This window comes from Canibacter zhuwentaonis (genome assembly GCF_018531145.1).
GTDB classification, from domain to species: domain Bacteria; phylum Actinomycetota; class Actinomycetes; order Actinomycetales; family Microbacteriaceae; genus Canibacter; species Canibacter zhuwentaonis.
In genome coordinates, this window is record NZ_JAHDSZ010000004.1 from 73212 (window position 1) to 95699 (window position 22488).

The following is a 22488-nucleotide window of genomic DNA, read 5'->3' on the forward strand; positions in this document are numbered from 1 at the left end:
AAGCGTGCATAAGCGATAAAGCACACGCAAAAACAAAAACATGAGTGAACTTGACTCAAGTTTAACCCAGCTGTAAACTTGAGTTATATTGACTAAAGTTTACAGCGCAGTGCGCTGTTTCGTGGAAGGTGCAAAATATGCAAAACAGCACAGAGCAGACAGCTCAAGAAGAGCGCGCGCTGCAAAAGTTCGGGGTTAACCTAACTCAGAGCGCGCGTGAAGGGAAACTAGATCCGGTAATCGGCAGAGACCAGGAAATCAGGCGACTAAGCCAGATTCTCGCGCGCCGCACCAAGAACAACCCGGTTTTAATCGGCGCACCGGGCGTCGGTAAAACCGCTGTTGTTGAGGGTCTAGCGCAGCGCATTGTTGCCGGTGATGTGGCAGAATCACTGCGTGATCGTGAGCTTATTTCGCTGGACATAGCCGGGCTAATAGCAGGTGCTAAATACCGTGGCGAGTTTGAAGAGCGCATGAAACAGGTGCTCGCAGAAATAAAAGAGGCCGACGGTAAAATCATCACTTTTATTGATGAGCTGCACACGCTGATGGGCGCGGGCGGCGGCGAAGCGTCGGTGGGCGCGGCGCAAATGCTCAAACCGATGCTGGCGCGGGGCGAGTTGCGCCTAATCGGAGCAACAACCCTTGATGAGTACCGCGAATTTGTTGAAAAAGATGCCGCCCTAGAGCGCCGCTTCCAGACCGTTTACGTGGGCGAGCCGAGCGTGCTCGACACAATCGCAATTTTGCGCGGTCTCAAAGAGCGCTACGAGGCACACCACAAAGTCACAATCGCGGATGCGGCGCTGGTGGCGGCCGCAGAGCTGTCACATCGCTACATCCCAGCCCGCCAGCTGCCCGATAAGGCAATCGACTTAATTGACGAGGCGGCAAGCGTGCTGCGCATGGAAATTGATTCTGCCCCGCGCGAGATTGACGAGCTGCGCAGATCGGTTGATCGTATGAAAATTGAAGAGCTCGCGCTTAAAAAAGAGAAAGATATGGCATCGCGAGAGCGCTTACAGCAGTTGCGAGCGGATATAGAGCAGCAGAGCGCTCAGCTTGCGCAGCTTGAAACGAGCTGGCAAGAAGAGCGTAAGGGGCTCAACAGAATCGGAGAGATCCGCAGCAAACTCGACAGCCTAAAAGTGGCGGCGGATCTGGCGCAGCGCGAGGGTAAATTAGAGCGTGCCTCAAAACTGCTGTACGTGGAAATTCCGGCGCTCGCGCAGGAGCTGCAGCAGCTCGAAGAGCAACAGGAAGAATCGCAAAACAAGCAGGGGCGGATGGTTAATGAGCGAGTTAGCACCGCCGATATTGCCGAGGTTATTGCGTCGTGGACGGGTATTCCGGTCGGCAAACTGCTGCAGGCGGAGAGTGAAAAACTGCTGAATCTCGAAGCGGATCTGGCGCGGCGCGTTGTCGGTCAGGAAACTGCTGCACGCGCGGTTGCTGATGCGGTGCGTCGTGCTCGCGCCGGTATCGCTGATCCGCTAAAACCTACCGGCTCTTTTTTGTTCTTAGGTCCCACAGGAGTTGGTAAAACCGAGACCGCGAAGGCGCTGGCGCAGCTGCTCTTTGACGATGAAAAATCGATTGTGCGAATTGATATGTCAGAGTACGGTGAGAAGCACTCTGTTGCGCGGTTAATAGGCGCGCCTCCCGGGTATGTGGGCTTTGAGAGCGGCGGGCAGCTTACCGAGGCGGTGCGGCGGCGGCCGTATTCGGTTGTGCTGCTTGACGAGGTTGAAAAAGCGCATCCGGAGGTGTTTGACGTGCTGCTGCAGGTGCTCGACGAGGGCAGGCTGACGGACGGTCAGGGACGCACGGTTGATTTTAGAAACGTGATTTTAATTTTGACCTCTAACACGGGCAGCCAGTACCTAATCGACCCTGAGCTAGACTGGGTGCGCAAAACCGAGCTTGTGCACGAGAGTTTGCGGCACATTTTTAGGCCGGAGTTTTTGAACCGGCTCGACGAACAGGTTATTTTTGCCCCGCTCGAGCAGGGAGCGCTGGCGCAGATAGTTGAAATCGCGCTCGGCAAGCTGCAGCAAAGGCTCGCCGCGCGGCGCTTGCGCCTGCGCGTAACCGAGCAGGCGCGCAACTGGCTTGCGGAGAGCGGATACGATCCCGCATACGGCGCGCGCCCATTGCGCCGCCTGATTCAGCGCGAAATTGAGAACCGGCTGGCGCAGCAGCTGCTCGCGGGTGAAATAGGTGACGGTGACACGGTGATTGCGGATCTTGTGGCGGGCGAGATTAGCTTGCGCACCGAGAGCACCCCCGCGGTCACATAGAATATACGTATGAATTATGACATCACCGCCATTCTTGCGGCCGCCGGCTCGCACCACGAGGTTACAACCGCGGGGGTTGGTCCCTGGCCGGGCGAGTGGCCGCAAGAGTCGCACTATGATCCGGAGCTGCTTGCAAACGGTGACAGTCGTAATGTTATTGACCGCTACAGGTATTGGAAACTGGACGCGATTAAAGCCGATCTCGACAGAGACCGGCACAGTTTTCACGTTGCGATAGAAAACTGGCAGCACGATATGAATATTGGCTCTATTGTGCGCAGTGCTAACGCCTTTGGCGCAGACACCGTGCACATAGTGGGCAGGCGCAGGTGGAATAAGCGCGGTGCGATGGTGACGGATCGCTATCAGCACATCCAGTATCACGAGGATATTGCCGCGCTTGCGGCGTGGGCGTGCGGCGCTAATCTGGAGGTTATTGCGATTGATAACCTGCCCGGGTGCGTGCCGATGGAAACTTTTAACTGGCCCAAAAACTGCGTTATGCTGTTTGGGCAAGAGGGTCCGGGCTTGAGCCGTGAGGCGGTTGAGGCGTCGCACAGCATTGTTGAAATCACGCAGTACGGCTCAACGCGCTCACTGAACGCGTCTGTTTCTGCCGGAATCACAATGTTCAGCTGGATTCAGCAGCACTCGCCGCATATGCCGCGGTAGCGGGAAGCGGATCCCCGGCGCGTGTGGGGGCTTGTGTTTTAGTTTAATATCGGGTACTCTTATAGAGTTAGCCGCTAGCGTGCGCCCTTAGCTCAGCTGGATAGAGCGTCTGACTACGGATCAGAAGGCCAGGGGTTCGAATCCCTTAGGGCGCGCAACATTTTTAACCTGTGCCGCAAGCTAGCGCAGCACTGACTCGCTATTTGATTTTGAGACTTTGTTATTGACTCTGAACTTAGAGCAACGATTCCGGGCGGTCGCAGGGAGCTGAGAGTCACCGATTTTCGGTTTAACCCTCGTTATTGATTGCTGCAACCTTGAAAATTAACGGGGATTCTTAACAGCTTGTAAAATAGAGCTGTGACTGCAAAAATACTGCTTTATTATGCTTTTCAACCGGTGCCAGATCCTGAGCTAACCAGAATGTGGCAGCGCGAACTCTGCGAAAAACTGGGTTTGCGCGGGCGGATCATTATTTCCAAGCACGGCATTAACGGCACCGTGGGAGGCGAAATAGACGCGTGCAAAGCCTACCTAAAAGCCACAAAAGCTAGATTTCGGCTGGATGTTAAGTGGAGTGACGGCACAGCACTAACCACCAAGCCGCAGTTGGTGCACGGTGTTGACCGATCCGCTCCCTGGTTGCAGGTCACGGATTTTCCAAAACTGAGCGTTAAAGTGCGCGACGAGCTGGTGGCCTTTGGACTGCCAGACGAGTTGCAAGTTGGTGAGCGTGGCGTTATCGGCGGCGGCAAGCACCTTAAGCCCGAGCAGGTAAACGAGCTGATGGCAACGCGCAAAGACGCCGTGTTTTTTGACGGTCGCAACGCCTGGGAGGCGGAGATTGGGCGCTTCAAAAACGCGATTGTGCCAGATGTTACAACCACCCACGATTTTGTGCGCGAGATAGAATCAGGCAAGTACGACAGCATTAAAGACAAGCCCATTGTCACCTATTGCACCGGCGGTATTCGCTGCGAGATTCTTTCGGCGGCAATGCGCAAGCGCGGGTTTAACGAGGTTTACCAGATTGACGGCGGCATTGTGCGCTACGGCGAGATGTTTGGCAACGACGGGCTGTGGGAAGGCTCGCTCGCGGTTTTTGACGGTCGCGAGGTGATGGATTTCGCGCCTGAAGCTAAGGTTATTGGTGAGTGTATAGTTTGTAAAAGCGCGTCAAACAAGCTTGCGAACTGCGGTGAGCGCAGTTGTCGTGAGCGGTTTGTAACCTGCGTGGAGCACACGGATGCAAACTGCGCAACTCACAACAGGCTGCGCGAAATACCTACCAGATAGTAACGCGCTCTGCCGGGTCTAGCCAGAGTTTATCGCCCGGCTTTGTGTTAAACGTTTTGTGAAACACATCAATATTGCGCACAATCTGGTTGCACCTAAACTCGTTTGGTGAGTGCGGATCAATTGTGAGCAGGCGCTGCACTTCTGCCGGGCGCACTGCCTGTTGCCAAGCCGCCGCCCAGGCGTAGAAAAAGCGCTCTGCCGCGCTCATCCCGTCAATCACTGGCGCATCCGCGCCGTTGAGAAACCTGTTATAAGCTAGCCACGCGATTGACAGACCGCCCAGATCGCCGATATTTTCGCCGATCGTAAACTCGCCGTTAACAGTTTTACCATCCGCGCCCTCCGGTGAGAGCTGGTTGTACTGCGCGATTAGTGATCCGGTGCGTTGTTCAAAGGCAGTGCGATCCGCTTGCGTCCACCAGTTAGTGAGCTTACCGTCGCCGTCGTAGCGAGAGCCCTGGTCGTCGAAGCCGTGACCTATTTCGTGCCCGATAACAGCTCCGATAGCGCCGAAGTTAGCGGCCATATCAGCGTTTTTATCGAAGAAAGGAGGCTGCAAAACGGCCGCCGGGAACACAATTTCGTTAAGCGTCGGGTTGTAGTACGCGTTAACTGTTTGCGGGGTCATAAACCACTCGTCACGGTCAACCGGCTTGCCCAGCTTGGCAAACTCCCGCGCCGTTTCAAACCGCGCCACGACCCGTGCGTTCTCGAGCAGACTATCATTGACCTTCAGCGCGCTGTAGTCGCGCCATTTCACCGGGTATCCAATTTTCGGCACGAACTTTTCGAGCTTTTCAAGCGCCCGCGCGCGGGTTGCAGGGCTCATCCACTCCAGCGAGTTGATTGAATCGCGGTAGGCATCGATGAGATAGGCAACCAGCTCGTGCATGCGCTCCTTGGCGGTTTCGTCAAAGTGCTTGCTCACGTACAGCCGCCCCAGAGCCTCGCCCATTGCGCCCTCAGCAAAGCCCACACCGCGACGCCAGCGCTCGCGCTGCTGTGTTGCGCCGGTTAGTGCGGTGCCGTAAAACTCAAAGTTTGCGGCGGAAATTTCAGGGCTTAAGAACTCTGAGCTGCCCGCAACAAGATGCCACAGCAGCCAGTTGCGCCAGTCTGTGAGGCGCTCTGCTGTGAGCAGCTGCGCAAACTCTGCTACCGCGCTGGGCTGGCACAGCACAACCTCCGCCGGGAGTGTTTGCCCCAGCTCGTCAAAGTACAGCTGCCAGTTAATGCCCGGCACTGTTTCTTGTAGCTGAGCTAAGCTAATAAGGTTGTAAACCTTTTGAATATCGCGGCTTGCTACCCTGTCCCAGTGGTGCTTGGCAATATCCGACTCGAGCCGCATTACGCTGTGCGCGCGCTGCGCAGCATCGTCAATGCTCACGAGCTCAAACATTTTTTGAATGTGAGCTACATACTGATCGCGCAGTTGTGCATATGCTGCTTCGCGATAGTATGACTCATCTGGCAGACCCAGGCCGCCCTGTGCAATAAACAGCACGTAGCGGCGCGGATCTCCCGGGTCGTTGTTAATAAACATACTCACAAGCCCGGCAATGCCTGCTTTATCAAACTGCGCGGTTAAACGCACAAACTCGGATATTTTGTTAATACCCAGTATCTTCCGGATATCTGGTTGCAGCGGCTGCGCGCCCAGCTCGCGCAGTTTTGCTTCATCCATAAAGCTGTTAAAAAGGGTGTTTATTTTAGTCAGATCCGCTTTATCTGCGGGATCTTCAAATCCAGCAACTTTGCCGGTAATAATATCTCTAACAGCGTCTTCCGCATTTTCTGCGAGTATCGAGAAAGCGCCGTAACGAGCCTTATCCGCCGGAATTTCAGTGCGGGCGAGCCACTTGCCATTAACGTGCCGGTATAAATCATCTTGGGGGCGCACCGCGCTGTCGAGCTCTGCTTTATTAATTCCTGAAGTAGCCATAACTAGATAATATATAAGTGTTCTGTAAAGTTACTTTTATTGTTTTTGCCGCCTGTATACGCAAGAATTAAAGGGTGTCAAAAAATTACCAAGCTGCCACGCCCCGCGCGCTGTTAAGCAGCAGGGCTTTGAACAGAGAGATTCTGCGCCTCACCCTGCCCGCGCTGGGCACGCTCGTGGCAGAGCCGCTGTTTAGAATCCTCGACACGGCTATGGTCGGGCATTTGGGGGCGGATATTCTAGCCGGGCTCGGGGTTGGCAGCACGATTTTGACAACCGCGGTTGCGCTGATGATTTTTCTGGCGTACGCAACAACTCCCGCAGTTGCAAGATATGTGGGCGCGGGCAGAATGGGCGAGGCAATTCAGGCGGGCATTAGCGGGATTTACCTGGCGGCTTTAATCGGTGTGCTGATTGCGCTGCTGCTGGCGCTAATTCCGGGGTTGCTGGTGGGTTTCTTTCTGGATGGGCAGAGTCTCGCGGGCAGATCCGCCCACACCTATTTAATTATTAGCAGCGCCGGTGTGCCGGCGATTTTAATAACCTTCGCAGCCAGCGGGCTGGTGCGCGGCCTGCAAGACACGCTCACGCCGCTGCTTATTTCTGGCGCGGGTTTTGCGTGCAATGCCGTTTTGAACGCGATTTTTATTTACGGGCTCGGTTGGGGCATTGCGGGTAGCGCCACTGGCACGGTAATTGCGGAGTGGGGCATGGCTGCGGCGCTTGTGTGGCACATAAATAAAAAGGCGCGCGCGACCAGGGCGAGCTGGCGCCCGAGCCTGCGGGGGATTAAAGCCAGCGGTATCGGGGGCTCGTGGCTGCTGCTGCGCACGCTCACCCTGCGCGTTTGTACGGTGCTCGCGGTTGTCGCGGCGACTCAGCACAGCACGCAGGCTGCCGCCGGATTTCAGATTATCAACAGTGTTTTTATGCTGCTCGCTTTTATTTTTGATTCTCTAGCAATTGCCTGTCAGGCGCTAATCGGTAAAACGCTTGGCGCGTCTGATAAGGTTTTAACGCAAAAAATAGTGCGCCGGGTTGCGCTCTGGGGTGTTTACAGCGGCATTATTGCGGGCGTGCTTGTGGCGCTGGGCGCTAATTTTCTGGGCGCTATTTTTACAGCGGATCAGGCTGTGCTAGTGATTCTGCCGCAGGCTTTTATAACGCTGGCGATTTTGCAGCCGCTCTGTGCGATCGTGTTTATATACGACGGGGTTTTAATTGGCGCTGGTGATAATAAATATTTGGGGCTGGCGGGTATTTTTAATCTCTGCTGTTACTCCCCAGCTTTTGCGCTGCTTGTTTATAATTTACAGCTTGATGCGGGTTACTATTTATCGTTTAATATTTTAGCTATTATGGGCGTTTATATGGTTTCGCGCCTTGCGACGCTGGGGCTGCGGGTGCGCTCTGAAAAGTGGCTTAAGTTTGGGATTGTTCGTTGATTTATGCGCGCTTGCGGGGGTTGTAATTTGAGGCGGCGCGGTGGCTTGTTGCGCGGCCGGTGCTTTTAGCGGTTTCAAATCGGGGCATTTCGCTGAAATGCTGGCGTTCTTACCGGCTTCAAGTCGGCATCTCCCATTAAATTGCTGGTACTCTTAAATGCGTGAAAATAATAATCGCCAAGTGTTCTGTTGATTATACGGGAAGAATCACATCCCATCTGCCGCTTGCAGCTCGGATGTTAATTTTTAAGGCTGATGGCAGTGTGCAGGTGCACTCCGATGTCGGGTCTTATAAACCGCTCAACTGGATGAAAGCGCCGCTGACACTGTTTAGGCAAAAACCAGATGAAAAACAGGCGGCAGACGGGGTTTCTGAGATTTTGCGTGCTGAGCCGCGCAGGGGCAAAGACTTACTGCTTATTTATATTCATCACGTATACGAAGAGCTCGAGTACGATCTTGGTGATGCGCCCGCGCTTATCAAAGACGGTGTTGAAAAACACCTGCAGGAGTTGCTTGCCGAGCAGATAGAGCTGCTCGGGGAGGGGTACTCGCTGATCCGCCGTGAGCATTCTACGAGTATTGGACCCGTGGATATTCTGGCGAAAGATGCCAGCGGGCAGACTGTTGCTGTTGAAATTAAGCGGCGCGGTGAGATTGACGGGGTGGAGCAGCTGACACGCTATCTTGCGCAGCTTAACAAAGACCCGCTGTTTGCGCCGGTTAGCGGGATTTTTGCGGCGCAGGAGATTAAGCCGCAGGCGAGCACGCTCGCGGCTGACAGGGGGATTCGGTGCGTGGTTTTGGACTACGACAAAATGCGCAATATTGAAGATGTGAACGCGCTTTTTTAGCGGATGGATTTAATGAGCGGATTTAGTGCGTTGGTTTAGCGGGTGGTTTTAGCTGGTAGATTTAATTATTAATGAGCAAATTTAGCCGGTTGATTTAATGAGCGGAGAAAATATGCACGATGCAAAGCAAGCGGCGGAGCGGTTAAACCTCGAATCGGTTACCGAGCAAGCAACAGACAGCATAGACCCCGAAACTGCACCCGACTACTGCAACGAGAAAATCGTGGCGGCGCTTGACGTACTGCAGCAGCGGGCAGATTACGAGGCACTGGCAGAGTTTCTGAACTCGCTGCGGCAGGGGCATTTAATCGTTGACGTTACCGGATGGAGCAGCAAAAAAGCCGGCCCCAAAGCGCGCATTCTGCGCACGACCCGCGGGCAGGCGGTGCTGCCGCTGTTTACCTCAATGAAGCAGCTGCGCCTAAGCGCTGGCGGTGAGCGCGCCAAGGGCGCTATTCTGCCCGCGCGCGATGCGCTGCTGCTGATTAAAAGCGCGCCTTTTGTGGCCGTCGAGTTTGACCCCGGTGGCGCAAAACAGGTTGTGCTGCGCAGATTTATTGAGCTGGCCGCGGGAAATGATGAAATAACTGCGGCAACGCTCGCTAAAAAGTAGCGGCGCTGTGACACATCAGATCCGCCGCATATAACAGCATTTAACAGTCTTTAACCATATTTAATAGAAAAGAGCACAGGTGATTTCCCAGCCACAGAGCGTAGCCGATTTACAGCACAATTTAGAGCTGGTGCGAGAGCGGATCGCGGCGACCTGCGAGAGGAGCGGGCGTGATCCGCAAGATGTGCGGCTGCTGCCCGTGAGTAAAACCGTGTCCGAAGAGGTGCTGCGCAATGCCGTGGCGGCGGGGGTTGTGATGTTTGGCGAGAATAAGGTGCAGGAGGTCGTGCGCAAAAGCGAAAATCTGGCAGACACCGGGGTGAAATGGGCTGTTATTGGGCATCTGCAAACCAACAAGGCAAAATATGTTGCCGAGCTTGCCAGTGAGTTTCAGGCGCTGGACAGTGTAAAAGTCGCTGCGGCGCTGCATAAGCGGTTGCAGCTTGCCGGGCGCGAGCTTGATGTTTTTGTGCAGGTTAACACTTCTGGTGAGGCATCGAAGTTTGGGGCGGATCCCGCTGCGGTGCCGGCTCTTTTAGAGCAGCTTGCGGGGTATGCGAGTTTGCGCGTGCGCGGGTTTATGACCATGGCGGCAAACACCGATAACAGCGCGGAGGTGGCGGCTTGTTTTGCGCGCTTGCGTGGTATTCGCGACTCGGCCGTGCGTGATTTTGGTGAGAACGTGTGCGGCGCGGAGCTGTCAATGGGAATGTCGGGCGATTTCGAACTCGCCATTGCGGAGGGTTCAACCTGCGTGCGCGTTGGTAGCAGTATTTTTGGGAGCAGAAATTAGGTGCTTTTAACCGGCGTTTAGTTTAGTAGCTCTATCGTGCGCCGCAGCTATAGATGCGTTGTGTGTGACGGTAATAACAGTGCTGCCAAAATCCTGATTCAGGTTGTGCAAAAGCTGCATAATACGCGCTCTGTTTGCCTCGTCTAGAGAAGCGGTTGGCTCATCGGCGAGAATAAGCTGTGGGTTTAGAATTATGGCTCGGGCGAATACAGCCCTTGCCTTTTCTCCTCCGGAACACTCAAGCGGTTTCTTTTTGATAATAGAGCCTATTTCTAAATGTTGCACAATCTTATCAAACCTCTTGCGCCAGTTGTGCGGCTGAGGTTTTGCATAGAGCAGCGGCAGGGTGATGTTTTCTGCGATGCTCAGGGAGTTAATAAGCGCTGATTCTTGCAGCACGAATCCGATTTTCTTGTTGCGCCACCGCGCTAACTCGGTTTCTGAGAGATCTAACACTTGCTCGCCGAGTAGTCTGTAACTGCCCGTGAATTTACGATCGATTAGGCCCAAAATGTTGAGCAGTGTGCTCTTGCCAACACCAGACTCGCCAACGACAGCAACTCTCTCTCCGGCTGTTACGGTCAGAGAAAAATTGCCAAGAGCTGTTACGGGAGATAGCCCTTTTTTTATACGCCTTGTGCTTAACGCTGAGTTCAATAAGATTATTTGTCACTGTAAAATTCCAATCGAGATGGGGACGCGTTTTATCCTCCAGGTTGTGACCTGTGTTACCACAGTTACTAAAATAATATTGACCAGCAGCGCGGATAGGAGAGCCATCCAATCCATGGAAATTAATCCGCCGCCGAAGCCGTAGGTTATTAAATCGGCATCTTTTTTGAGCCAGCTAGCATACCTCGAGTATGCAACTAGGACGGTCAGAGCGGATGTGGTGAGCAAAGCCAGCAAAGCGTAGTAGGTGGCAATGAGCCGCCGGAACTTTTTATAGCTCAGCCCGGCGAGGATGCTGATTGTAAACTCGCGCATCATAATTTTCACGCCGGCCAGTGAGCTGTAAACGGACAGGGCAACAATTAGGAGCACAAGCAGGGTTGTAACCAGCACAAGCGTGAACATGGCGGATCCGAAGTGCTTGTTGTAAAAGTTGATATTATCCTGCTGGCTGAAAAAATTGAACTTGAGCGAGATTAGCTGCTCTATGTAGGTGCCCAGGCTTGTTACCTCTGATCTGGTGGTATTAGTCAGGGTCAGATCCATTAGTGCGTTGATTTTAAAAGCTGTGCCCGTGCTTTTAATGTACGACTCGGTTACGGGCACAACCACTGAAAAGTTGTAATACTGCTTAGAATCAAGCGCGTACAGGTTTGAATGAGCCGAGTTTGTGGCGAGGATACCGGAAACAATGTAGCGCAGAGTTCGGTCTGTTGCCGGGTCGAGCATTGAGAACTTTGCGCCCACAGGGTAATCGGCGGCGAGACCTTTGCCCACCAGTACCGGGATCTCGTCAGATTTATTAAAATCGGGGCTAAAACTTAGCCCGGAGCCTTCGGCGACGGTAAATCCGTTTAGCTCGTTGTATTTTTGATTCATATACGCCACAGGAACTTCGATTTTGCGGCTGTTTGGCAGATCTGTTATATAGCCATCGGTAAAGAGCGCGTATTCATAGTCTGCTGCTAAGCGGTTATAGACGCTCTGGAGTGAATCTGTTGAAATATCGTTCAGGTCGTTTTTAGCAGCGGGATCAAGGTTTGCGATAAAAGTTCCCGGCGCTTCAAAGCGAGCGACCTCTTGACGCCCTTCTGCCGTGGAAACTACTGTGCGAGCCACTGTAAAGGTGGTGTAATTTGCGATGAAGAGCAGAATAAGGGTGATCGCGGCAAGCAGCGGTTTGCGCAGAAAAATACGGGTTAAGAAAAAGCGGAAAGGTTTCATGTTTTTACTTTGATTAAAAGAATGCTCGCGAGGATGTACGCAGTAAAAGTTGCTAATAGATGCAGGGAATTGACGGTGTTAAAACCCATCGCCAGTTGCACTAATATTGCCAGCGCAAAGCACACCGCCAGCGTTAATAAGCAGCGGACTGCGTATTTCGTGCGGATCCTGAGGAGCGTATCACCGACAAGTAGACGGCAGTGAATCTCGGTTTTGGAGTTCACTAAAAGCCGATAGTGAAATATGACAGCTATTGTCGATAGGCTGAGCAGAAAAGGTGTTTGATTAACGAGAATAAACTTAAGAAACCTCATTAAAACATAGGATTCAGCGGATCTCTGTTCAAGATACACAAGATACCCCGCAAGGAAAAAGCACCCGGAGTATAAGCACGCCAGCTCAATAAAGTTAGGTAGCCGCATTAGAGACTTGGGTGCCGGGTGGCTCATGGTTGCGTTGCCTTCTCTGTTACAAAGCTAGTATTTCTAAGATCTAGGGGTAAATTTAGCTTGTTGGATAATCTTTGTCAAGATAGACAAATCTCACTGTTTCCTGTATTCTGAATAATGATAGATCCCCGATCGGCCCACTGACTCGCGAGAGTTATGCATAAATGGTCGGGGACATCTTTTTAATTAAGCGTGCATATTATAATAAACAAATGGTGGTAGAGAAGGAATTCCTGAGCTATAGTGACCAGGTCAATTTGCTTCGTAAAAGAGGGCTTAGCATTGATGATCAAGACGAGTGTGAAAAGTTTCTATCTCGGGTTAACTACTATCGACTGTCGGGTTATTTTCGTTACTGGCAGGAAGATCCTAGAAACGGTGACAATAGATTTATGAAGGGTTCTTCCTTCGTTACGATTCATGGCCTGTACATAGCGGAAGAAGAATTTAAGGTCGCGTGTTTTCTGCTTCTGCAATCCTTGGAAGTGCTCGTTCGCACTCGCTTCGCCTATTACTATGCTCACCGGGTTTCACCAAAAGGCTTTTTTGCCAAAGGCGTTGGATTCACGCAGCTACCGAAGAAGGCGAAGGGGCGTCCAGTAGAAGAAGATATTTTACGTAGTCTTAATCAGAGCAAAGAACCCTTCATTAAACACTACCGCACATGCTACCTCAGCGGCGAAGGAGAACGTTGTTGCCTTCCAAAGGCTTATGAGGATATGCCTATTTGGGTCGCTGTGGAGGTGCTCTCGTTTGGAGTTATATCTAAAATGCTTAAGGCTTCGGAAGAATCGGGAGTGCTTAAGGACGTTGCGGAATCAATGTCGGTATCAAAAAAGATTTACCCAGTCAGATACGCTCTTTTGTATACCTGCGTAATCGCATCTCCCATTGCGCGAAACTATGGAATCACGCTGTACTCGATAAACCTGCTTTACAGCCAAAACAGGTTCATAAAGCGAGAGAGGTGCGGTGCTTTGATGATATATCTATTTACAAAATATTGATTGCTGTGGACGCGATGGCGTGTAAAACGGGCATAGCGCATAATTGGCTTGAGGAGACTATAAATCCAATCTTAAAGCGCTCACCCTTCTTAGAAGCAGGAATAGCAACCCCGCGAAAGTATGGAGAAATGCCCAAAAACCTTCTTGTTAGCTAATTTTTGGCTAATAGTCGCTTGTTCTCCAATATCGCATCTTGTGCTTCGGCACGTTGAATACGTTTTATTGCTGCCGAAATTAACTGTGTTGATGCATTTAGGTTGAGCCGCTGCAAAGTAGCGTCTGCTTTATCCCATAGCACTACATCAGAATACTGTGCCCTGACTCCGCCAACTGTCGCGCAATCTGGTGCGTATTCTGTGCGATACCCGATTTCCCGGCAATGATCCAATGATAATTGCTCAATCACCGACTCATTAATCTTGTTCACGGTTTTTTCTTGCGATAGCTTGCTGCGCAGCAGCATTGAAAGCGTCAAAATCCGATACGTGGTTAGCGTCTTGCTCTATCCGAAACTTATCATATTCTTTAATAGCGTGCTGATGCGCAATCTCTTTTGTGATCTTTCCAGCGTCTACGAGAAGCTCACGCGCGTCTAGTTTGATCACCCTATCGAGAAACGCAATCCACTCTTCCATCGTGGTTGGTATGTGACGTTTCGCGCGCGACTCTCCAAGGTTAAGATAGGCTTCTACGAGATGATCAAGATCCGCTAGCTCATCTGGTGTGAGATAGTTTTCCCCAATTGTCACATCAGATCGTATAATCTTCCCATCGGGCGCGTTTTTCCAAGAGGTGAGTCCCATATGCGGCTGGTCAGCATTGGCGCGCTGCCTAATAACTTCAGCGGCTGTGTGACCGTGTACCGCAAAATGAAGTTTGTTTTGCATCAGGGTAAAGAATTTTCGAGTGGTTGGCGCATCTTTGTCATAGTCTACTGCTGTGGCGTAGATGTCTGTGACCTTCTGATAGAAACGTCGTTCGGAAAGGCGGATCTCGCGGATCTCTTGGAGTAACTGCTCGAAATAATCGACACCGAGGATTTCACCCTGCTCCATACGCTCGCGATCGATTACGTAGCCGCGCAGCGTAAAATCGCGCAAAATACGAGTAGCCCACTGGCGGAATTGGGTAGCACGTACGGAGTTCACGCGGTAGCCAACAGAGATAATAGCGTCGAGGTTGTAGTGCTGAGTTAAATATGATTTGCCGTCTTTGGCAGTTATCCGGAATTTCCGGATAACTGAATCTGCAGCGAGTTCTCCCGAGCGAAAGATATTGCGGATATGCTCGTTCACGGTGCGGAGATTAATGTCAAAAAGCTGCGCCATCAGTTTTTGCGTTAGCCAAATTGTGTCGGCTTCGTAGCGAATTTCAATATCGAATTCTTCGTTCGCCGTGAAAGTGAGAAACCGGGCAGAAGAGTGCTTAATCAGCTTCCTTGAATCGAATGACCTGCTCATGGATGCTCCTCTACGGGTTCATCTACATCTTGGCTTGTGGCTTCGGTGACGGTTCTCTGTGCTTTAGCCACCCGAAGACGACGTGTTTATACCTTGAGCCGTGCAGTTGTCTGCCGCCTCCCATAGCGTCTGCTGGAGCGCTTTCGTGCTGTTTTTAGCGACCATTCGGTTTTCCTCAGTTATGTTAGATACCGTTGCAAAAAGACTGTTAGCTAAACTTTCTAGTTTAATAATTTTATCATGCGCTCTAGCTTTCCTGCTTTATTATCTTGCCAACTGCGGCGCTGTATGAAAATATCGCTAGCCCGCTAAAAGCAAGCAGAGCTAAAACGTACAGGGCGACCCTGGTCATTAAACCGTTAAAACGTTCAGTCTGATCCGTTGCAAGATAGCTTGGAACCAGATACAGCTCGCTTGCCCGCGCGGTCTTCAAAAACTGTTGCATAACGTCAGATTCCGGGTCTAAAAGCACCGCCGCTGTGAGTAGCTTTTCCCGCTCGTACTCGTCTAAAATCTCGAACTGATCCGGCGCGAGAACAAGTATTTGAAAAGAATCAAGATTGAGCCCCGCAGCGTTCGCGTCAAACCATGTAGCACCGCGCGGCAGCGATCCGCCCTGTTCTATTTGCGTGCCACGAAACACCAGCGGATCAACCACCGCGTCGAGCGCGGCTCCCCGCAGCACGCAGGGGGCCGTGCAACCACGACCAAGACTTGGAAACATCTCAAACGCCCTGCTGCCAACAACAGCTATTGTGCGCGTGGTGCCGAATAGCTCTGGTTCGGTGACGGTCAGGTTGCTTGTTATTGAGGTGTAGGCGCGGTGCGATTCAATCTGGTTACGGAGCAGTTCAAGGCTGTCTGGAGAGGTTTTTGACACCGTTTGCGGAGGGTACACCGGCGTGAACACTACGGCGTTTGCCTGTCTTAAATTGCGCCCGCCGCGCAGTGCTTCGGCCTCGGTTAGCACATCCGTTAAAATTAGCGCCATCACCAGGGTTACAAGCCCAAAACCGCCGTGATGCTCAGCGTATGAGGTCGTCTGCGCACGGTCAGAGCGAGATGCCTTGTGGTTATGCGGATGCGTAATTTTGATTCAAATCCTTGTCTGCGGGTTTTCCAGAAAACAGCGGCACAAAATAGCCCACCGGCGAAAAGCCCGCCTGAAATCATGATCGGCCGATTTTGCGCCAGTTCTAGCCACAGAGGCGGTGGGGTTATAGCGCGGGTATCAAATTCGCGCTGCTCAAAAATCTGCGTTATTTTCGAGAGCACAACAGGATCTTTGCTCGTTAGAATAATGCGAGCCGAGATAAGAGGAGTTGATATACCGGGAACAAGCGCGTACTGATGGTAGCTGACTCCTGCGGGAGGGGCTATGACAGCGGTAATTTCGCTGTTTGGCGGCGTCAGCTCACACGCGCCCGTTTGAGCGTAGGCGCTTGCGCAGAACGTGTTTTCAAAGATATAGACTCGCTCGGTTTCGCCTGGTTCTGCGCGGGCAGAAGTGGCACTGTGCTGGTTTAGCCAGGGCAATATTGCAAGCGGATCAACCACCGCTAACCCGGGAAAACCATCGCCTTCGCCGTCTATGATAAGCGCTATATTGTGCTCTTGCGAAAAGCGGTTTAACTGCTGGTATAAACTCTCATGGTTGCCGTCAGCAAGCTGTTTGACGCGAATCGCTGAAGACTCGCTACCAGAGTTGAAGATCAGAGCATTTCGCTCTGTTATGCCCCAAGTAATAGCTAGCCCGGTAGAAGCCGCAAGAATACTTACGAAGAGCACAATTGCAAAGTAAGCGAAGTTTTTATTTCGCATGATTTTACGTTTTCTTAGGCTTCGCGGTTACATCCTTTTGAATGCTCGGGTTTGTTGTGAATCATACAATTTTAAGGCATTGCGATGAAAAGTGTACACGCTCAGCGTAGCACTAGCAGGTGTGAGTTTCCGCAGTCACGCGCCCGGGCATACGTCAGAGTTAAAATTGGCGCTTGCAAGTTTTATCGCATATACTTAAATTAACCGTTCAGCCCGCCTTGATTATTGTGTCGAGTGTGGGCTGGATTTCTGTCAGGGCAAGATTTACATTTAAAACGCTGACTCAGAAGTAATCTAAGCCAGCATTTAATCTGTGGCGAGTGAGGGATTCGAACCCCCGAAGTCGTTGACAGCTGATTTACAGTCAGATCCCTTTGGCCGCTTGGGTAACTCGCCGCGTTACGCAACAAATTTTAGCAGCATTTAAGCAGGCACGCAAATAAAAGCAGTGGCACGAGGCTTGAACCCCGTGCCACTGCTTGTTTAACGGTTTTAAGCGTTCTGTTTGCGACGTGACGCAACTACCAGAGCTGCGGCTCCCACAAGCGCTGAGAGAGTTGCGATACCCATTGGCAGCACGCTGTCAGCCGCGCCGGTGCTAGCAAGTTCTTTTTTAGCGCCGGTTGATTTTTTAGCGACGCTAGCTGCAGTGTCAGCCGGAACAGGTTTTGCGCTCTCCGGAGCGATCACAGTAGCCTTTATCGAGGTGCTGTTTTTGGTGCCCTTGAAGTTGAAGGTGTGAAGACCCAGTTCAAAATCTTCTGGAACAGTCCAGAGGTAGCTCACATCACCGTCTAGGTTTGCGCGGGTTGTAGTGATATGCACAGGAGTGCTGTTAACCCAGATCTCAACCGTTTCGTATGGATCGAAGCCGCTTGCTTTAAGCTCAACCTCTTTGCCAGCCACAATTTGCACATCTTCGCTCTTGCCGTTAACGGTGGCGCTGGTTTTAGGATGAGTGTGTGTTGCAGGAGGAGCGGTTGAATCAGCTGGTTGGTCAACTGAATCCGCAGCTTTCTTGAGGGTGAATGACACTTTCAGGGGGTCGAGCTTGGTGTTAGGCTGATAGAAAGAACCTGTGAAAGTGCGACCAGCTTCTGTAATAGTTACGTCTGAGGCGCTAATGGTCAATTTGCCGCGATCGATGCTCGGCATTTTTGTAACTTTAAACTTTGCAAATTCTACAGCCTTAACGTCAAAAATTTCTCCTTTTTCGGTGAAACTTTTGAACTTTAGACCTTTAAGGTCTAGTAATAGCACGCCTTCTGTTTTAGATGTGAACTTAACAACCGGGTTTGAGAATGTTAGATCGAGTAATCCTTCGTGCGCTTTGAAATGCACTCCGCCAGAAAATGCGATACTGCCAGACGGGTTTGCGCCGTAGCTATATTTACCCTTGCCGTTTGTCCAGTGGAAGGTTTTGCCCGGGGCTGTAATGTCTGTATCAGCGGTAACGCCGCCGACGGGTGTTATTGTGCCTTTTGCTAGAGCAGGGTTTGTTACGTAGCTGCGGAAGGAATCTCTAAATCCCCAGGAAAAAGCCCCGTCGTCGATTACGTAATTGGTTGTATTCCCGGGTTCTGCGTTTGCAACTGTTGGAGCGAGAGCAAAGCTTCCCGCGCCAACTAGGAGCGCGAGTGCCGCTCCTACAAATTTGTTTCTAGACTTCATATTTCACCTTACAAGTTGTCTGAATCGCTACTCGTGTAGCTGCTTACCCCAATAGCGTATCATCTGATGTGCAAAAAGGCTAGACGTTTTTGCGCAGAGCGGATCAGATGCTGCTGCGCAAAGAAAGTCAAGGGAAGGCTGTTTAAGGCGACGTTTTGAGCGGATCTTTTCCACAGATGAAATAAATCCGCAACTCTAAACCTGTAGATTAAGGTTGAAAGTTTTTCTCCGTGTGGAAACTAAAATCCCAGGTCAAAGCGCTATTGTCCGACAACAAACAAGCGGTTATCAACAAATCCACAGGCCGCTTGTTGATAACTACCCGGCGTTTTGCGAAGTTATCCTCAGAGTTTTCCACAGATAGAATTTGCTCCTCGCACGGCTATCATCTATTTTTGTCAGGGCATAAAAATATTTGAAAGTGAGAGTTATGAGCGAGGCGGTCTATCCACCGGTCCACGATCCTGGGCAGGGTGAGTTGCGCGTGCCGCCACACGAAATATCCGCAGAACAAACGGTGCTCGGGTCGATGCTAATTTCCCCCGAGGCAATCGCAATGGTTATCGGCATCTTAAAAAGCACAGATTTCTACGTGCCCAAGCACGAAATTATCTACGCCTCAATTCGTGGTCTCTACGAAACCGGCGACCCCGTCGATGTTGTAACCCTCATCAATTACATGACAAAACAGGGCAAACTCGGTAAAATTGGCGGGGCTGACTACCTGTACGAGCTGATGAACTCCGTGCCAACGGCCGCCAACGCTGACTACTATGCCGAGGTTGTGCAAGAAAAAGCCCTGTTACGGCGGATGATTAACGCCGGTACAAAAATTGTGCAGATGGGGTACGCGCAGGAGGGCGACCCGGTTGACCTGGTGAACGCGGCGCAGTCTGAAATCTACCGAGTCACAGGAGACGGTCAAGCAGAAGATTACGTTTCGCTCGACGTTGCGTTGGAAGCCGCAATGGAAGATATTGAGCTGGCGTCAAGAAACTCAGACGGCATGACTGGTATCGCCACGGGCTTTGCTGAGCTGGACACAAAAACAACTGGTTTTTCCGGCGGTCAGATGATTATTATCGCGGCCCGCCCGGCGATTGGTAAATCAACCTTCGCACTAGACGTTGCGCGCGCGGCAGCGATCCGCTCGAACAAAACCACAGTGTTTTTCTCGTTAGAAATGGGACGCAGTGAAATTGCAATGCGGCTGATATCGGCGGAGGCGAGTGTGCCGCTGGGCACGCTGCGCAGCGGCCAGCTCGACGATCGCAACTGGGCAATGGTCGCCGATGCGCAAGCTCGCGTGAGCGGTAAGAAGCTGTTTATCGACGACAGCCCGAATATGTCGCTCGCGGAGATCCGCGCAAAATGCCGCCGCCTCAAACAGCGCGACGGGCTGGAGATGGTGGTTATTGACTACCTGCAGCTGCTCTCGAGCGGGAAGCGGAGCGAGAGTCGCCAGCAAGAGGTGAGCGAGTTCTCACGGGCGCTGAAGTTGCTCGCCAAAGAGCTGGATGTGCCAGTTGTTGCGCTGAGCCAGCTCAACCGTGCCTCTGAGGCGCGGGCTGATAAGCGCCCAATGATGAGCGATCTGCGCGAGTCCGGCTCGCTCGAGCAGGATGCCGACGTTGTGATACTGTTACACCGTGACGCTGATCCTAAATTGGATCGTTCGGGCGAGGCGGATATTATCCTCGCAAAACAGCGTAACGGCCCGACGGGCACGATTCATGTCGCTTTTCAGGGAATGTACTCGCGCTTTAGGGATATGCCGCAGGAAGTTGTTGCGCCGTAAACTGCGGCTGGGTGCTGTACGTGTGTCGGGAGCGCCGCGTGTTGTGCAGCGTATTCAGCAGCTGTGAGACGTAGTAGGCGGCGTGCAGCGTGAGCTGGCTGCGTGTTGCACGCGGCACGCGCAGCGCGAGTCGAGCGCATATTGCGCACCGCACACCCAGCGCGTCGAGCGTGTGCGTGCTACGCGCTAAGATAATATGGTGGCGCAAAAGGGGTGGTAATGAATCATGCACAAACACAGCTAAACGGCGCGGCGCGGGTGTATCCGGCACTGGCGCTGGAGGCGGCTTTGCACCTGGTGAGTGGGCTAACCGTGCTGTTCACCGCGGTACTGCACGAAAATCTCACCGCTAACCGCGCAATATTCGCCGTTAGCTTGGCGGTTTTCGCCGTCGCCCGGCTGCTTGCGCAGGTGCTTATTAAGGCGGATCAGAAACAGCGCAGGCACCATTTCCCGCTCGCTATTATTGACGCGCTCGCGGTCTTTATAACTTTCCTGCTTGCCAGCAGCGTTGCCGTATTTAGCCTGACTGTGATTTTGTGGGCGCTCGGGGTGTTTTTTGCGAGACTTTCGGTGCTGGTTAAGTTGAAAAACTCAGCGCCGCGTGATCGTAACTTGCTGCCGTTAACGGCGATTTTGGCAGGAATGCTGGCAGTTTTTGTTTTCATAGTAAGGACCGATCAGGTTAGTGTAATCGGTGCGTTTGGCGGCTACGGAGTTATTATCGGAATTTTTGGGTTAATCGCCGCTTTTGACACGCACACAGCAGAAAGCGATACCGTTTAAGTATGGAAAACAATAATCAACCCTCACGCAAAGAGCGTCTGAAGCCGTTAGAACTGGTCGGTTTTTCAGCAGTCCTCGCGATTTTTGCCGGTGTTGTGGTGATGATTGTAACCCGTGACATTGTTTTGCGAGTGCCGGTAACCGTGGGCGTAGTTTTTATTGTTGCGCTGCTTGCGCTATCACTGCTGGGGTTGAGCGTAAAACCCAACCCGGAAGACGCTGCGGTTATGCGCAAGCTACGCGAGGGTGACGCCCAAGAGGGCGACAGCACAGAGGGCAATATCCCCGGTAACTGGCACTAATCCAACTGTTTGCTCAGCTGCGCCGCGATGCCCGTGTATTTAGCGGGCGTGAGCGCCAGCAGGCGTGCTTTGGCGTGCTCACCAATATCAAGCCCCGCAACAAAATCGCGTAGTTGCTCGCCTGTGACGGTGCGACCGCGGGTCAGTTCCTTGAGCGCGGCATAGGGGTCACTAATCTGGGAGCGCCCGGCTGTCACCTCGGCACGAATCACGGTCTGAATTGCTTCCGCAAGCACCTCCCAGTTGGCGTCAAGATCGGCCGCGATAACCTCGGTCGCGGCGGTGATCTGCCCCAATCCGCCATGAACATTGTGCATTGCAAGCACGGAATGCCCGAGCGCCACGCCGATATTGCGCTGCGTCGACGAGTCGGTAAGATCGCGCTGCCAGCGGCTGGTCACCAGCGTCGCCGCTAGCGAGTCGAGCAGCGCGTTAGAAACTTCAAAGTTCGCCTCGGCATTTTCAAAACGGATCGGGTTTACCTTGTGCGGCATTGTTGACGACCCGGTAGCCCCGGCAACTGGAATCTGCTTAAAGTAGCCAATAGAAATATAGCTCCAGATATCGGTTGCGAGATTGTGCAGAATTCTGTTTACGTGCACAACGCGAGTGTACAGTTCGGCCTGCCAGTCGTGTGACTCGATCTGTGTTGTGAGCGGGTTAAAACTCAGCCCCAGACCGGTCACAAACTCGCGCGCGAGCTGCTGCCAGTCGGTGTCCGGATCCGCGCTCAAATGCGCCGCAAAAGTGCCCGTTGCACCGCTAAACTTGCCCAAATAGGGAATGCTGTCGAGCTGCTGCAGCTGTCGATTCAGGCGGTGCACAAACACCGCGAGCTCCTTGCCGAGGGTTGTGGGAGTTGCCGGCTGTCCGTGAGTGCGGCTCATCATTGCTAGCTCGCCATACTCCGCAACCTGCTCGCGCAGCCGCTCGATCACGGCAAGGAGCCGCGGTCGCCACACGGTTTTGATCGCGCCACGCACGGTTATTGCGTAGGCGAGATTGTTGATGTCTTCGCTAGTGCAGCAGATGTGGGTCAATTCTGCGATGTGTCCCAAATCGAGCTGCTGCAGCTGTTTGCGCACCAGATATTCAACGGCCTTCACATCGTGGTGAGTGACCGCCTCGATTTCGGCCAGCTCGGCTATTTCTGTGTCGCCAAAATCGGCCGCCCACTGGCGCAGCTGCGCCAGTTTTGCGGGTTCAATAGGACTTGCGCCAAACAGCCCGCGCGCGGTGAGGTGCGCAAGCCACTCAACCTCGATAATTACGCGCGCGCGGTTCAGCCCGGCTTCGCTCAAATACTCGCCAATTTCTGAGGTGGTCGCGCGGTATCTGCCGTCTAGCGGGCTGATTGGCTGCTGTGAAAAATGTGGCATC

The 22488-nt window shown here is 52.5% G+C and carries 21 protein-coding genes and 2 tRNA genes; 12 read left to right on the top strand and 11 right to left on the bottom strand.

Features of this window, described 5'->3' with window-relative positions; all coding sequences use genetic code 11:
* Positions 1–137: 137 nt before the first annotated feature.
* From KJY78_RS03350 to trhO, 4 genes are all read left to right on the top strand, one after another.
* Entirely contained in the window at positions 138–2300 is a 2163-nt protein-coding gene (locus KJY78_RS03350) for an ATP-dependent Clp protease ATP-binding subunit (RefSeq protein WP_214337197.1), read from the top strand.
* A gap of 9 nt (positions 2301–2309) precedes the next feature.
* On the top strand, positions 2310–2972 hold the full coding sequence (locus KJY78_RS03355; RefSeq protein ID WP_214337198.1) for a TrmH family RNA methyltransferase: 663 nt from the start codon (positions 2310–2312) through the stop codon (positions 2970–2972).
* An 81-nt stretch (positions 2973–3053) separates the two neighbouring features.
* Positions 3054–3127 (top strand) — tRNA-Arg (locus KJY78_RS03360).
* A 205-nt stretch (positions 3128–3332) separates the two neighbouring features.
* On the top strand, positions 3333–4268 hold the full coding sequence (trhO, locus tag KJY78_RS03365; protein WP_348771183.1) for an oxygen-dependent tRNA uridine(34) hydroxylase TrhO: 936 nt from the start codon (positions 3333–3335) through the stop codon (positions 4266–4268).
* Here trhO and KJY78_RS03370 read toward each other — a convergent pair.
* Positions 4258–6213, bottom strand: a complete 1956-nt coding sequence (locus KJY78_RS03370) for a M13 family metallopeptidase (RefSeq protein ID WP_214337199.1) — start codon at positions 6211–6213, stop codon at positions 4258–4260. The two genes, trhO and KJY78_RS03370, sit on opposite strands and share 11 nt — an antisense overlap.
* A 128-nt stretch (positions 6214–6341) precedes the next feature.
* On the opposite strand from KJY78_RS03370, the gene KJY78_RS03375 reads away from it, so the two are divergent.
* The 4 genes from KJY78_RS03375 to KJY78_RS03390 all read left to right on the top strand — a co-directional run bounded on the left by KJY78_RS03375 (position 6342) and on the right by KJY78_RS03390 (position 9918).
* Positions 6342–7658, top strand: coding sequence for an MATE family efflux transporter (locus KJY78_RS03375; protein WP_250544132.1), 1317 nt, complete (start codon positions 6342–6344; stop codon positions 7656–7658).
* Positions 7659–7819: 161 nt separating this feature from the next.
* Positions 7820–8512, top strand: coding sequence for an endonuclease NucS (nucS, locus tag KJY78_RS03380; protein WP_214337200.1), 693 nt, complete (start codon positions 7820–7822; stop codon positions 8510–8512).
* Positions 8513–8609: 97 nt separating this feature from the next.
* A complete protein-coding gene (locus KJY78_RS03385) occupies positions 8610–9125 on the top strand; it encodes an SseB family protein (protein ID WP_250544133.1) in 516 nt (171 codons plus the stop codon).
* Between the two features lie 79 nt (positions 9126–9204).
* Positions 9205–9918 carry a YggS family pyridoxal phosphate-dependent enzyme gene (locus KJY78_RS03390; RefSeq protein ID WP_214337201.1) on the top strand — a complete coding sequence of 238 codons (714 nt, stop codon included), beginning with the start codon at positions 9205–9207 and terminating at the stop codon, positions 9916–9918.
* Between the two features lie 6 nt (positions 9919–9924).
* On the opposite strand, the gene KJY78_RS03395 is transcribed toward KJY78_RS03390, so the two are convergent.
* Both KJY78_RS03395 and KJY78_RS03400 read right to left on the bottom strand, forming a co-directional pair.
* On the bottom strand, positions 9925–10575 hold the full coding sequence (locus tag KJY78_RS03395; RefSeq protein ID WP_214337202.1) for an ABC transporter ATP-binding protein: 651 nt from the start codon (positions 10573–10575) through the stop codon (positions 9925–9927).
* A gap of 12 nt (positions 10576–10587) precedes the next feature.
* Positions 10588–11814 (bottom strand): hypothetical protein, encoded by a 1227-nt coding sequence (locus KJY78_RS03400; RefSeq protein ID WP_214337203.1) that lies wholly within the window; start codon positions 11812–11814, stop codon positions 10588–10590.
* A gap of 613 nt (positions 11815–12427) precedes the next feature.
* Here KJY78_RS03400 and KJY78_RS03405 point away from each other — a divergent pair.
* Positions 12428–13270, top strand: coding sequence for an Abi family protein (locus tag KJY78_RS03405; RefSeq protein WP_214337204.1), 843 nt, complete (start codon positions 12428–12430; stop codon positions 13268–13270).
* A 151-nt stretch (positions 13271–13421) separates the two neighbouring features.
* On the opposite strand, the gene KJY78_RS03410 is transcribed toward KJY78_RS03405, so the two are convergent.
* The 6 genes from KJY78_RS03410 to KJY78_RS03435 all read right to left on the bottom strand — a co-directional run bounded on the left by KJY78_RS03410 (position 13422) and on the right by KJY78_RS03435 (position 18222).
* Positions 13422–13697 carry a hypothetical protein gene (locus KJY78_RS03410; RefSeq protein WP_214337205.1) on the bottom strand — a complete coding sequence of 92 codons (276 nt, stop codon included), beginning with the start codon at positions 13695–13697 and terminating at the stop codon, positions 13422–13424.
* Positions 13684–14730: a virulence RhuM family protein gene (locus tag KJY78_RS03415; protein ID WP_214337206.1), complete on the bottom strand. Its 1047-nt coding sequence runs from the start codon at positions 14728–14730 to the stop codon at positions 13684–13686. Before KJY78_RS03415 ends, KJY78_RS03410 begins: the two co-directional genes overlap by 14 nt.
* 247 nt (positions 14731–14977) lie before the next feature.
* The gene (locus KJY78_RS03420; RefSeq protein ID WP_214337207.1) at positions 14978–15721 is read right to left on the bottom strand and encodes a hypothetical protein; all 744 of its coding nucleotides are present in this window, start codon (positions 15719–15721) and stop codon (positions 14978–14980) included.
* An 8-nt stretch (positions 15722–15729) separates the two neighbouring features.
* A complete protein-coding gene (locus KJY78_RS03425; RefSeq protein WP_214337208.1) occupies positions 15730–16551 on the bottom strand; it encodes a hypothetical protein in 822 nt (273 codons plus the stop codon).
* Between the two features lie 314 nt (positions 16552–16865).
* A tRNA-Tyr gene (locus KJY78_RS03430) sits at positions 16866–16947 on the bottom strand.
* Positions 16948–17043: 96 nt separating this feature from the next.
* Complete coding sequence (locus KJY78_RS03435) at positions 17044–18222, bottom strand: HtaA domain-containing protein (protein WP_214337209.1); 1179 nt, start codon at positions 18220–18222, stop codon at positions 17044–17046.
* 430 nt (positions 18223–18652) lie between these two features.
* Between KJY78_RS03435 and dnaB the strand changes: the two genes are divergently transcribed.
* Complete coding sequence (gene dnaB, locus KJY78_RS03440; protein WP_214337210.1) at positions 18653–20020, top strand: replicative DNA helicase; 1368 nt, start codon at positions 18653–18655, stop codon at positions 20018–20020.
* Here the strand turns inward: dnaB and KJY78_RS03445 are convergent.
* Complete coding sequence (locus tag KJY78_RS03445) at positions 19986–20252, bottom strand: hypothetical protein (protein WP_214337211.1); 267 nt, start codon at positions 20250–20252, stop codon at positions 19986–19988. The genes dnaB and KJY78_RS03445 overlap by 35 nt on opposite strands.
* Here KJY78_RS03445 and KJY78_RS03450 point away from each other — a divergent pair.
* Both KJY78_RS03450 and KJY78_RS03455 read left to right on the top strand, forming a co-directional pair.
* Positions 20240–20806: a hypothetical protein gene (locus tag KJY78_RS03450; RefSeq protein ID WP_214337212.1), complete on the top strand. Its 567-nt coding sequence runs from the start codon at positions 20240–20242 to the stop codon at positions 20804–20806. The genes KJY78_RS03445 and KJY78_RS03450 overlap by 13 nt on opposite strands.
* 2 nt (positions 20807–20808) lie before the next feature.
* Complete coding sequence (locus tag KJY78_RS03455; RefSeq protein WP_214337213.1) at positions 20809–21108, top strand: ABC transporter ATP-binding protein; 300 nt, start codon at positions 20809–20811, stop codon at positions 21106–21108.
* Here KJY78_RS03455 and purB read toward each other — a convergent pair.
* On the bottom strand, positions 21105–22487 hold the full coding sequence (purB, locus tag KJY78_RS03460) for an adenylosuccinate lyase (RefSeq protein ID WP_214337214.1): 1383 nt from the start codon (positions 22485–22487) through the stop codon (positions 21105–21107). The two genes, KJY78_RS03455 and purB, sit on opposite strands and share 4 nt — an antisense overlap.
* Between the last annotated feature and the right edge of the window lies 1 nt (position 22488).

What these genes read in the sequence shown, in the direction of transcription:
- KJY78_RS03355 (WP_214337198.1), top strand. Translation starts at nt 2,310, where the DNA reads ATGAATTATGACATCACCGCCATTCTTGCGGCCGCCGGCTCGCACCAC.
- KJY78_RS03425 (WP_214337208.1), bottom strand. Translation starts at nt 16,551, where the DNA reads ATGCGAAATAAAAACTTCGCTTACTTTGCAATTGTGCTCTTCGTAAGT.
- KJY78_RS03400 (WP_214337203.1), bottom strand. Translation starts at nt 11,814, where the DNA reads ATGAAACCTTTCCGCTTTTTCTTAACCCGTATTTTTCTGCGCAAACCG.
- KJY78_RS03370 (WP_214337199.1), bottom strand. Translation starts at nt 6,213, where the DNA reads ATGGCTACTTCAGGAATTAATAAAGCAGAGCTCGACAGCGCGGTGCGC.
- KJY78_RS03420 (WP_214337207.1), bottom strand. Translation starts at nt 15,721, where the DNA reads ATGGCGCTAATTTTAACGGATGTGCTAACCGAGGCCGAAGCACTGCGC.
- KJY78_RS03350 (WP_214337197.1), top strand. Translation starts at nt 138, where the DNA reads ATGCAAAACAGCACAGAGCAGACAGCTCAAGAAGAGCGCGCGCTGCAA.
- KJY78_RS03405 (WP_214337204.1), top strand. Translation starts at nt 12,428, where the DNA reads ATGGTCGGGGACATCTTTTTAATTAAGCGTGCATATTATAATAAACAA.
- KJY78_RS03450 (WP_214337212.1), top strand. Translation starts at nt 20,240, where the DNA reads ATGAATCATGCACAAACACAGCTAAACGGCGCGGCGCGGGTGTATCCG.
- purB (WP_214337214.1), bottom strand. Translation starts at nt 22,487, where the DNA reads ATGCCACATTTTTCACAGCAGCCAATCAGCCCGCTAGACGGCAGATAC.
- KJY78_RS03385 (WP_250544133.1), top strand. Translation starts at nt 8,610, where the DNA reads ATGAGCGGAGAAAATATGCACGATGCAAAGCAAGCGGCGGAGCGGTTA.
- KJY78_RS03455 (WP_214337213.1), top strand. Translation starts at nt 20,809, where the DNA reads ATGGAAAACAATAATCAACCCTCACGCAAAGAGCGTCTGAAGCCGTTA.
- KJY78_RS03415 (WP_214337206.1), bottom strand. Translation starts at nt 14,730, where the DNA reads ATGAGCAGGTCATTCGATTCAAGGAAGCTGATTAAGCACTCTTCTGCC.
- KJY78_RS03435 (WP_214337209.1), bottom strand. Translation starts at nt 18,222, where the DNA reads ATGAAGTCTAGAAACAAATTTGTAGGAGCGGCACTCGCGCTCCTAGTT.
- dnaB (WP_214337210.1), top strand. Translation starts at nt 18,653, where the DNA reads ATGAGCGAGGCGGTCTATCCACCGGTCCACGATCCTGGGCAGGGTGAG.